General features: G+C 62.7%; 10 protein-coding genes. 6 read left to right on the top strand and 4 right to left on the bottom strand.

Translation table 11 applies throughout. From position 1 onward, the window contains the following. From leuS to QZ522_RS14485, 4 genes are all read left to right on the top strand, one after another. A partial coding sequence (gene leuS, locus QZ522_RS14500; protein WP_294613007.1) for a leucine--tRNA ligase occupies window positions 1-2423 on the top strand: 2423 nt, incomplete at its 5' end. Beyond that, the gene (gene lptE, locus QZ522_RS14495) at window positions 2410-2901 is read left to right on the top strand and encodes an LPS assembly lipoprotein LptE (protein WP_294613004.1); all 492 of its coding nucleotides are present in this window, start codon (window positions 2410-2412) and stop codon (window positions 2899-2901) included. The genes leuS and lptE, both read left to right, overlap by 14 nt. Next, window positions 2898-3926 carry a DNA polymerase III subunit delta gene (gene holA, locus QZ522_RS14490; protein WP_294613002.1) on the top strand — a complete coding sequence of 343 codons (1029 nt, stop codon included), beginning with the start codon at window positions 2898-2900 and terminating at the stop codon, window positions 3924-3926. The genes lptE and holA overlap by 4 nt, the downstream gene beginning before the upstream one ends. A gap of 72 nt (window positions 3927-3998) precedes the next feature. Next, window positions 3999-4586, top strand: a complete 588-nt coding sequence (locus tag QZ522_RS14485; RefSeq protein ID WP_294612999.1) for a glutathione S-transferase — start codon at window positions 3999-4001, stop codon at window positions 4584-4586. Here the strand turns inward: QZ522_RS14485 and QZ522_RS14480 are convergent. After that, window positions 4562-5734, bottom strand: a complete 1173-nt coding sequence (locus QZ522_RS14480) for a TIGR03862 family flavoprotein (protein ID WP_294612996.1) — start codon at window positions 5732-5734, stop codon at window positions 4562-4564. The genes QZ522_RS14485 and QZ522_RS14480 overlap by 25 nt on opposite strands. Next, on the bottom strand, window positions 5731-7047 hold the full coding sequence (locus tag QZ522_RS14475; protein WP_294612993.1) for a mechanosensitive ion channel domain-containing protein: 1317 nt from the start codon (window positions 7045-7047) through the stop codon (window positions 5731-5733). Before QZ522_RS14475 ends, QZ522_RS14480 begins: the two co-directional genes overlap by 4 nt. Before the next feature lie 69 nt (window positions 7048-7116). Between QZ522_RS14475 and QZ522_RS14470 the strand changes: the two genes are divergently transcribed. Beyond that, window positions 7117-7416 (top strand): HNH endonuclease, encoded by a 300-nt coding sequence (locus QZ522_RS14470; RefSeq protein WP_294613010.1) that lies wholly within the window; start codon window positions 7117-7119, stop codon window positions 7414-7416. A 76-nt stretch (window positions 7417-7492) separates the two neighbouring features. Here the strand turns inward: QZ522_RS14470 and QZ522_RS14465 are convergent, their stop codons facing one another. Together QZ522_RS14465 and QZ522_RS14460 are read right to left on the bottom strand one after the other, a co-directional pair. Next, complete coding sequence (locus QZ522_RS14465) at window positions 7493-8125, bottom strand: enoyl-CoA hydratase/isomerase family protein (protein ID WP_294612990.1); 633 nt, start codon at window positions 8123-8125, stop codon at window positions 7493-7495. Beyond that, window positions 8122-8871 (bottom strand): SDR family oxidoreductase, encoded by a 750-nt coding sequence (locus QZ522_RS14460; RefSeq protein WP_294612987.1) that lies wholly within the window; start codon window positions 8869-8871, stop codon window positions 8122-8124. The genes QZ522_RS14465 and QZ522_RS14460 overlap by 4 nt, the downstream gene beginning before the upstream one ends. Before the next feature lie 127 nt (window positions 8872-8998). Here QZ522_RS14460 and QZ522_RS14455 point away from each other — a divergent pair. Further along, a partial coding sequence (locus QZ522_RS14455; protein WP_294612984.1) for a hypothetical protein occupies window positions 8999-10218 on the top strand: 1220 nt, incomplete at its 3' end.

The raw sequence follows: 10218 nt of genomic DNA, 5'->3' as shown, positions 1-10218 counted from the left end.
TGCACATGGGCCATGTGCGCAACTACACCATGGGCGACGTGGTGGCGCGCTACAAGATCGCGACCGGGCATAACGTGCTGCACCCCATGGGCTGGGACGCGTTTGGCATGCCGGCCGAAAACGCCGCGATGGCGATTGGCGGTCACCCCAAGGACTGGACCTATCAGAACATCGCCGACATGCGCGACCAGATGAAGCCGCTTGGCCTGTCAATCGACTGGAGCCGCGAATTCGCGACCTGTGATCCTGAATATTACGGCCAGCAACAGGCGCTGTTCCTCGATATGCTGGCCGAGGGGCTGGTCTATCGCAAGAATGCCGTGGTCAACTGGGATCCGGTCGATATGACCGTTCTGGCCAATGAACAGGTGATTGACGGCAAGGGCTGGCGTTCTGGTGCCGAGGTGGAACGCCGCGAACTGACGCAGTGGTTCTTCCGCATTTCCGACATGGCCGAGGAATTGCTCGAGGCGCTGGACGGGCTTGAAAACTGGCCCGCCAAGGTACGCCTGATGCAGGAAAACTGGATCGGCAAATCGCGCGGGCTTCAGTTTGCCTTTGGCCTTGTCGACGGGTTTGACGGGCATGATCGGGTCGAGGTCTACACCACCCGCCCCGACACCTTGATGGGCGCGTCTTTCGTGGGCATCTCGCCGGATCATCCGCTTGCCAAGACGCTTGAGCGTGACCGCGAGGACGTGGCCGCTTTCTGCGCCGAGGCCCGCAAGGGCGGCACCACCGCCGAGGCCATCGAAAAGGCCGAAAAGATGGGCTTTGACACCGGGCTGCGCGCGCGCCACCCGTTCGATACATCCTGTGAATTGCCGGTCTATATCGCCAATTTCATCCTGATGGATTATGGTACGGGCGCGATTTTCGGCTGTCCGGCGCACGATCAACGCGACTTTGAATTTGCCAGCAAATACGGCTTGCCGATCCCGTCCGTTTTTGTGCCTGTGGGCGAGGAAGAGCGGCCGCTGAGCGAGGCCTATGTTCCGGCGAAAACCGAGGCGGTCCGCTATATTCGCGGTTTCGCGGGCGACGCAGAGCAGACCGGCGAACAGGGCGTCGATACGGCGGTCGATTTCTGCGAAGCCAATGGCGTCGGTCAGGGCGTGACCAAGTTCCGCCTGCGTGATTGGGGCCTGTCGCGGCAACGCTATTGGGGTTGTCCGATTCCGGTGGTGCATTGCGAAGCCTGCGGCGTGGTGCCCGAGGCCAAGGAAAACCTTCCCGTCCAATTGCCCTATGACGAGGACGGCACACCGATTGATTTCTCGGTTCCCGGCAACCCGCTTGACCGCCACCCCACGTGGCGCGATTGCACCTGCCCGAACTGCGGCGCGCCCGCGACCCGCGAAACCGACACGATGGACACCTTTGTCGATAGCTCGTGGTATTATGCGCGCTTCACGGCGCCGCATGCCGAAACGCCCACCGATCTGGCCGAGGCCGGGTATTGGATGAACGTCGATCAATATATTGGCGGCATCGAACACGCGATCCTGCACCTGCTCTATTCGCGCTTCTTTGCCCGCGCGATGCATATCACCGGGCACCTGCCCGAAAAGGCCATCGAGCCGTTCAATGCGCTGTTTACCCAAGGCATGGTGACGCATGAGATTTACCAGACCCGCGATGCCGCTGGCCGCCCGGTCTATCACCTGCCCGAGGACGTGAAAGACGGCAAACTGGCCGATGGCACCGTGGTCGAGATTATCCCTTCGGCGAAAATGTCGAAGTCCAAGAAGAACGTGGTCGATCCGGCCAGCATCATTTCGGCCTATGGCGCCGATACAGCGCGCTGGTTCGTGTTGAGCGACAGCCCCCCCGAGCGTGATGTGGAATGGACCGCCGCGGGCGCCGAGGCGGCATCCAAGCACCTTGCCCGCGTCTGGCGTATCGCCACCGAGATCGCCAATACGTCCGAGGCAACCACGTCTGAGGCCGATGAGACCCTGCTGCGCGAGATGCACAAGGCCGTGGACGAGGTCACCAAGGGCGTCGAATCCTTTGGCTTCAACGCGGCTATCGCCCGGCTCTACGCCTTCACCAACACGCTGGCGCGCTCAACAGCGGGCAAGGCGGCCAAGACCCGCGCCGCCCTTACGCTGGCACAGCTTATGTCGCCGATGACGCCGCATTTGTCCGAGGACCTCTGGGCGATGCTGGGCGGTGAGGGCCTTGTCGCCACCGCGCCATGGCCGGTCGCCGATCCGGCCATGCTGGTCGATGAAAACGTCACCCTGCCGATCCAGATCAACGGCAAACGCCGCGCAGAAATCAGCGTTCCGCACGATATGGAGAAGTCAGAGGTTGAAAAAATCGCGCTGGCCCACAATGCTGTGGTCAAGGCGCTGGATGGGGCCCAGCCCAGGAAAATCATCGTCGTCCCCGGACGGATCGTGAATGTTGTCATTTAACCGCCGCCATCTGCTCTTGCTGGGGGCCGCAGCCCTTGGGGCCTGCGGGTTCACCCCGGCCTATGCACCGAATGGCGCGGGCAATGTGCTTCAGGGCCAGATCGAGATTGACGCGCCAAACACCCGCGCCGGGTATCTTCTGACCCGCGTGCTTGAGGATCGCTTTGGCCGCAGCACCGGAGCGCGCTATGGGCTGAGCCATGCCACCGGCATTCGCGAGGATTCGATTGCGATCAGCGCCAGCAACGTGGCCACACGGTTCAACCTGATCGGTTCGGTCACCTACGCGCTGCGCGATCTGGAAACCGGCGCGGTTGTGACGTCCGGCAAGGTTGACAGCTTTACCAGCTATTCCGCCTCGGGCTCGCCGGTTGCCACGCAAACCGCAAAGCGCGATGCCGAGGCCCGCCTGATGAACATCCTTGGCGAACAGATAAGCACCCGCCTTCTGGCTGCGGCGCCCGCCCTGTCGCAATGAAACTTTCGCCCCGTGATGCGTCGCGCTATTTTGCCCGGCCCGAAGCGGGGCGCACCGGCCTGTTGATCTATGGCCCGGATGCCATGCGCATTGCCCTTAAGCGGCAAGAGCTGATCGCGGCCCTGATCGGCCCCGGCGGCGAAGAAGAGATGCGCCTGACGCGGATGTCGGCCGGGGACCTGCGCAAGGACCCCGCGCTTTTGCTTGATGCGATCAAGGCGCAGGGGTTTTTTCCTGGCCCCCGCGTGGCCTTTGTCGAGGATGCGACCGAGGCGCTCTCTGCCCCGATCATGGCGGCCCTTGCCGATTGGCAGGAGGGCGATGCACAGATCATCGTCACCGCCAACCAACTCAAGGCGACCTCGAAGCTGCGCAAGGCGTTCGAGGGGCATGCGAACGCCTATGCCGTCGGGATTTACGACGACCCGCCCTCGCGCGCCGAGATCGAGGGGTCACTGGCCAAGGTCGGCCTGGGCAACATCGGGTCCGATGCGATGCCCGATCTGACGGCGCTGGCACAGGATCTCGATCCCGGCGATTTCCGCCAGACGGTGGAAAAGCTCGCGCTCTACAAGCTTGACGATGACACACCGGTGAATGCCGGGGATATCACCGCCTGCGCGCCCGCCTCGACCGAGGCCGATCTTGACGATGTGCTCAATATCGTCGCCGAAGGCCGCTCGTCCGAAATCGGCCCGGTGATGCGGCGGCTCAAGGCGCAGGGCACCCAGCCGGTATCGCTTTGCATCGGTGCCACCCGTCATTTCCGCGCACTCTATACGGCCGCCTCTGATCCCGGAGGCGCCGCACAGGGCATTGGCCGCATGCGCCCGCCGATCTTTGGCCCGCGCCGTGACCGGATGCTGCGTCAGGCGCAGGGCTGGGGCGCGCCCAAACTCGAACAGGCGCTGACGATCCTCACCGATACCGACCTGCAACTGCGCTCTGCCGGACAGCGCGCGCCGGGCATGGCCCTTGTCGAGCGCGCGCTGATCCGTCTGGCGATGCTTGCGGCGATGCGCTAGGCGCTATGGCATTGCACCTGTCCGCCCTTTGGGCGAAGCTGCGTCAATCACTCATAAACAGGGATAATTTGTATGTATGATGTTATCGGCACCCGCGCCAGCCGCGCCTTTCGCGTGCTCTGGATGCTTGAAGAGCTGGGGCAGGACTATACCCATATTCCGGCCGCGCCCCGTTCATCCGAGGCGCTTGCCGCCAACCCGTCGGGTAAAATTCCGGCGCTGCGCGACGGCGATGCGGTGCTGACTGATTCCGCCGCGATCATGACCTTTCTGGCCGACAAGCATCACGCGCTGACCAATGCCCCCGGCACCATCGCGCGGGCGCGTCAGGACGCCTTTACACATCAGATTCTCGATGACATCGACGGTGTTCTCTGTGCCGCCGCCCGCCACAGCTTTGTCCTACCCGAAGAACAGCGCGTGCCTGCGGTCAAGGACTCGCTCAAATGGGAATATGCCCGTAATATCGCCCGCATCTCAGACGCGCTTGAGGGGCAATATCTGATGGGCGACGAGATGACCGTTCCCGACATGCTTCTGACCCATTGCATGGGCTGGGCCCAAAAGGCCGGTTTCCCGGATGCGGGTGATAAGCTGAACGCCTATGCGGCGGGCATCATGGCGCGCCCGGCGTTTCAAAAGGCGGCGGCACTGCCCTGATACGCTGCGGCGTGGCGTCCGGCCCAGCGTCCGGTTGCAAGGCAGGCGGTCAACAGATACCCGCCTGTCGGCGCCTCCCAGTCAAGCATCTCTCCGGCGGCAAAAACGCCGGGGCGGTCGCGGATCATCAACCCCGCGTCCAGCGCCTCAAAGCGCAGACCCCCCGCGGTCGAGATTGCCTCGTCCATCGGTCGCATACCGGCCAGAACTATGGGGAGCGCTTTCAAAAGCTTTGCCGGATCATCCGGAAGGGGGCGGCCAAATTCCATCAGCAGCGCCTGTTTCACCGGATCAAGACCAAGCGTCTTGCGCAGCCGGTTTTGCAGGCTGTCGCGGCCTCGGGCCTTGTCCAGCTTTTGCCTGATCTGCACCTCTGTCATATCCGGCAGAAGGTCAAGCACCAGCGGCGCGCCGGCCCGTAGCGCGGCACTGACCTCGTAAATCCCGCCACCTTCCATCCCGCTTGCAGAGATCACGAATTCCCCGCGCGAGCGATGCTGAGAGGCGGCAAGCGTGACACCTTTCACGGGCTGTCCGAAGTGGCGGGTCATGTGATCCGACCAATTGACCAGAACACCCATGTTGGCGGGCTTGAACGGGCTAAGGGCATCGGGGTCAAGGTATCCGGCCCAAACCCCGTCCGATCCAAGGCGCGCCCAGCTTGCACCGCCACAGGCCAGAACGGTGACATTCGGGGTAAGGCGCTGCACACCCTCGGGTGTGTCAAAAATGGTGTCCCCGTCCCAGCCCCGCCAGGTCCAGCGGGTGCGGATATCTACCCCGGCGCCGCGCAGCCCTGCGAGCCAGGCACGCAACAATGGCGAGGCCTTCATCGCGCGCGGAAACACGCGCCCTGTACTGCCAGTAAAAAGATCCTGCCCCAACCCGCGGGCCCAGTTCATTACGGCGTCAGGGCCAAACTCGGTCAGCATCGGGCAAAGAGAAGCGGCGGCATCGCCATAGGCGGCGAGAAAGTCGCCAAACTCTTCGGCCTTGGTCAGGTTCAGCCCGGATTTTCCCGCCATCAGGAACTTGCGCCCCACCGACGGCTTGGCCTCGGTCACGACAACGCTCAATCCGGCCTGCGCCAATTCCTGTGCCGCCATCAGCCCCGCAGGCCCGGCCCCGATGACAAGCGCCTGTGTCATGTGACCGGGTTCAGCCCTTTGTGATGCACAACGCGTTGCGGATAGGGGATTTCGATGTCGTTTTCCTTAAGCACGTTCCAGATGGCGAAAAGCACGTCAGAGCGGTACTTCCGGGTCAGATCCTCGATCCCTTCGACCCAGTATTCCACGGTAAAGTCGATACCGCTGTCGGCAAAGCCCTTGAGTTCGCATTCGGGGCCTTCGGGTGCTTGCAGGATAAAGGGCAGCTTGCGCACGGCGGCCTCGATCATCTCGGGGATCAGGTTGATATCGGTCTCATAGCTCACCGAAAAGGCGGCCTCATAGCGATGGCGCGTACCGGCATCGGAATAATTGACCACCCGGCTGGTGATGAAATCCTCGTTCGGCACCACGATCCAGCGCCCGTCGATGGTTTCAAGGATGGCGGCGCGGGCGGTCATCTTGAAGATCGTGCCTTCTTCGCCATTGTCCAGCACGACGTAATCACCGACCGTGGTCTGGCCCTCCAGCAACAGGATGATGCCGGAAACGAAGTTCGCCGCGATCTGTTGCAGGCCAAGCCCGATGCCGACACCAAGCGCACCGCCCAGAACGGCGATGGCCGTCAGGTCGATCCCCATGATCGACATCAGCAACAGGAAGGCGACGCCGAAAATCACGATCTGGCTGGCCTTCATCGCCAGTTCGCGCGTGGCGGGGCGCAACTCGTCCTGGCGCTTGATATAGTCTTCGGACTGGCTGTGTGACCAGCGGCCCAGCCAGAACAGCAAGGCGCCCGAAACGGCACCGCGGATCAGGGCGAGCGCGGAAAAGCTTATATTGCCAAGGTTGACCGAAATCTCTGCCAGTTTGGCATTGGCAACCCCGAGAAGCCCGAAGAGATAAAGAAAGGCCGCCGGCATCAGGATAAATCGCCCCAGTATGCGCAGGAACGGGTCCGTCAGGATATCGCGCACGAACAGGCGTGCCGCCAGAAACAGGAACAGCCGCTTGCCAAAGGCGATTACCTCGCCCGAGCCAAAGATCGAGCGGGTCACGCTCTCGCCGATGCCGGTGAGGCCATAGGCCAGAAGCGGCATCAGAAGCGGAACGAAGGTCAGGACAAAGCGCCGGGCCGACGCGATGATGTGCTCCTGTCCGGCGGACGGGGTCAAAAGCCGGGTCAGGGCAGGACTCAGGCGTCGGCTGATCAGGACAGCCAGAAGAAAGGCGGCCACGAGAAGCGCGAACTGTGACCATGCGGCGGGGCTCAGCAGCCAGCCCTGGGCCAGTTCCCACCCCTTGAGGGCATAGCCCATGGCCTCGTCGATAATTTCCGGTTGCCCGTCCATCACATGATCCCTTGCCTTTTGACCCTCACGCGCCATCCTCTTGCCCGCAGCGGATGAAAGGATCAAGTCATAGCGTCAGAATTACCGGTCTGCCCGCTTTGCGGCCGCGTGATCCCGAAGGAGGCGCGTCAAAGTCTGCACCACCTTGTGCCGAAGCTAAAGGGCGGCAAAGGGGGCGAGACCGTTTTATTGCACCAGATCTGTCACAATGAAATTCACGCGACACTGACCGAGGCCGAACTCGCGCGCGCGTTCAATACGTCCGAGGCGTTGCGCCGCCACCCGAGACTGGCAAAATTCATTGCCTGGGTGGCGAAGCGTCCGCCGGGCTTTCACTCGAAAACGCCCGGAAGACGGCGCAAGCGCTGACCACGCCGGGCCCGGAAAATCAGACTGATTTTCTGATCCATTTTCTTCCCAGGAAAATGGGCGACGGCCCGCGGTGTCATCCTGTGCCAGTGCACAACCGCTTGATCGCCTCCGCGTGATCGGGGCTCGCGGTCAGCACATCTGCGGCCAGACGCTCTGTGGTTTCCTGAAGGGCGTCGCTGGCCACGACGCGATCAAACAACCCCCAGTCAAGTGCCTCGTCTGTCCTTATTTTGGCCCCCGCCAGCAGGATCATCCGCGCCCGCGCAGGGCCGATCAGGGCCGCAAGGCGCGCCGGATCGCTTGGCTGCGGCAAAAATCCAAGCTTCATCACCGGGTAAAACGCGCCCGCGCCCTCGACCGCAATACGTATGTCACAGGCCAGAACCATCCCCAGGGCACCCCCCGCAACCGTGCCGTTGAGCGCAGCGATACTTAGACCGGGCAGGCGGGCAATGGCGCCGGAAAGGCGTTCCCATTGCGGGCTGGTGGCCAGGCCTGCGCGCGCGGCGGCAAGATCGGCACCTGCGGAAAACACCTTGCCTGCACCCGTCTGCACAAAAACCCGCGCCTCCTGAGCCGCTTCGGCGATATCGGCCAGTTCGGCCAGCATCGGCTCGGTCAGGGCATTGGCCTTGTCCGGCCGGTTTAGCGTTGCGGTCCAAAGGCCGCCCGTTCGTGTCAGGGTGACCAAGCCAGAGCCGCTCATGTCAGGCCCACGCGCTTGCGGATATCCTCGTCGCGCAAAGAGACTTCCTGGCCGATGAAGTCGTCAGCGGCCGCCGTGCACATCCACAAAAGGGCGCGTGCGGGCCAGTCCGGGGGGATGTGATCGGACCAATCAAGCTGGCTGACCGAATTGACGCCGCTTTTCTTGATCTCGCGCTGCATGTCGGTGGCCACCGTGCCCGGTGACAGGCCCATCACCCGGATGCCATGATCGCGGCTTTCAAGATCGGCGCTTCGGGTCAGCATGGCCGCTCCTGCCTTGGAGGCGCAATAGGCACTCCACCCTTCAAGCGCATTATGGGCGGCGCCGGAACTTACGGTGATGATTGTGCCATGACCTTGTTCAATCATGCCGGGTAAGGCGGCACGCATGCCGTTGAAAACCCCCTTGAGGTTCACATCAATGGCATGGCCCCAGCTTTCGGGGTCGGCATCGCGGAGACTGACGATCGGGTCGATCACCCCGGCGTTGCCGATCAGCACGTCCAGCCGCCCAAAGGCCGTGTGACAGGCCGCGACCGCCGCCTCGACCTCCCAATAGCGGCTGACATCGCAAGGGATGGCGATGGCGCTTTCGCCGATTTCACCGGCAAGTTCCGCCACCGCATCGCCATTGCGCGCGGCAAGCGCCACATTGGCCCCGGCGGCGGCGAAAACCCGCGCAGCGGCGGCGCCAATTCCCTTGCTGGCGCCGGTGATCAGAACACATTTGCCCTGCATGGTCATGGTATCCCTTTCTTTATCTGTGCGTAACCTAATCCGCGCCTGCCCCGAGTTCCAGCCAGATCGCCACTTGACCCGGCCTGTCCGACAGTTGAAGCTATGCGCGAAATTGCTTTTGAAAGGTCTTGTCATGGCAGTCATCCGACCCCTTGTCGTCTCTGCGACGCTTGTTTCCGCAGCGTTCAGCGGCACGGCGGCGCTGGCCGATGTCACGGCCGATCAGGTCTGGCAGGACTGGAAGGCGTATCTCGGGACTTTTGGATATGAGGTCGCCGGTGACGAGCAGAAAGCGGGCGACACGCTTGCGATAAGCAATATCGCCATGTCCGTGACGGCGCCCGATATGCCGAGCCTTGTCACGCTGCGCATGAGCAGGATGGAACTGATCGAGAATGCCGATGGCACGGTGTCTGTCATCCTTCCGGCCACCACCCCGATCGCCATGGTCAGCGATGTCGAGCCGGGCAAGACCACGACAGCCACGATGGAGCTTGCGCAGCGCGCTTTGAAAATGACCGTGTCTGGCACGCCGGAGGCCATGCAATACGCTTATGATGCCGATGAGGTGTCTTTGGAACTGACCGGTCTGGACATTGACGGCGATGCGGTCGAGATCGGCGAGGCCCGCATTGCCTTTGCCAATATGCGAGGCACCAGCGAGAGCATCCGGAATGCCGACCTTCGCGATATTCGCCAGCAGATGGCGGCGGGCCCTGTCACCTACGGTCTGGATTTCACCGACCCCGACGCGGGCGGGCATCTTTCCCTGACCGGCTCTTTGGCCAGTGCAGGCTTTGACGGGACCGTCAGCCTGCCATCCGGGATCGACAACACCGATATGGTCGCCAGCCTTGACGCCGGGTTTCGCTTTGACAGTGCCATGACCTACGAAAACGCCAGTGTCGCCTATGCTCTTGAAGACAGTGGCGACACGATCGAGGGCACAAGCGCCTCTGCGGGCGGCAGTCTCAGGTCTGTCTTCGGTCCCGAGGGTCTTGGCTATCAGGCCAAGGGGCGCGATCTGGACATCACCGTGACCAGCAGCGACCTGCCATTCCCGGTGACCTTTGGCATGGCGCGCAGCGGCTTTGACATGAAAATGCCGGTGGCTCAGGGCGAAGAGGCCCAGGATTTTGCCCTGGCCGTGGAACTGGGTGATTTCACCCTGTCTGAAGTGATCTGGTCGCTGTTTGATCCGGCGGGCCAGTTGCCCCGCGATCCGGCGACGCTCGCGTTTGACCTGACCGGCAAGGGGCGGCTTTTCGTCGATCTTCTGGATCCCGGCCAGATGGAGAACCTGGCCGACAGTGGCGACGCCCCCGGCGAGCTTCAGTCGCTCGATCTCAACAG

The sequence above is a fragment of the uncultured Roseovarius sp. genome (assembly GCF_913054395.1).
GTDB lineage: Bacteria > Pseudomonadota > Alphaproteobacteria > Rhodobacterales > Rhodobacteraceae > Roseovarius.
This window is presented reverse-complemented; position numbering and strand designations above follow the sequence as displayed.

Bases quoted from the DNA above. Each gene is read 5' to 3' on its own strand.
- QZ522_RS14480 (WP_294612996.1), bottom strand. From the start codon at position 5,734: ATGACACAGGCGCTTGTCATCGGGGCCGGGCCTGCGGGGCTGATGGCG.
- QZ522_RS14475 (WP_294612993.1), bottom strand. From the start codon at position 7,047: ATGGACGGGCAACCGGAAATTATCGACGAGGCCATGGGCTATGCCCTC.
- QZ522_RS14485 (WP_294612999.1), top strand. From the start codon at position 3,999: ATGTATGATGTTATCGGCACCCGCGCCAGCCGCGCCTTTCGCGTGCTC.
- QZ522_RS14460 (WP_294612987.1), bottom strand. From the start codon at position 8,871: ATGACCATGCAGGGCAAATGTGTTCTGATCACCGGCGCCAGCAAGGGA.
- QZ522_RS14465 (WP_294612990.1), bottom strand. From the start codon at position 8,125: ATGAGCGGCTCTGGCTTGGTCACCCTGACACGAACGGGCGGCCTTTGG.
- holA (WP_294613002.1), top strand. From the start codon at position 2,898: ATGAAACTTTCGCCCCGTGATGCGTCGCGCTATTTTGCCCGGCCCGAA.
- lptE (WP_294613004.1), top strand. From the start codon at position 2,410: ATGTTGTCATTTAACCGCCGCCATCTGCTCTTGCTGGGGGCCGCAGCC.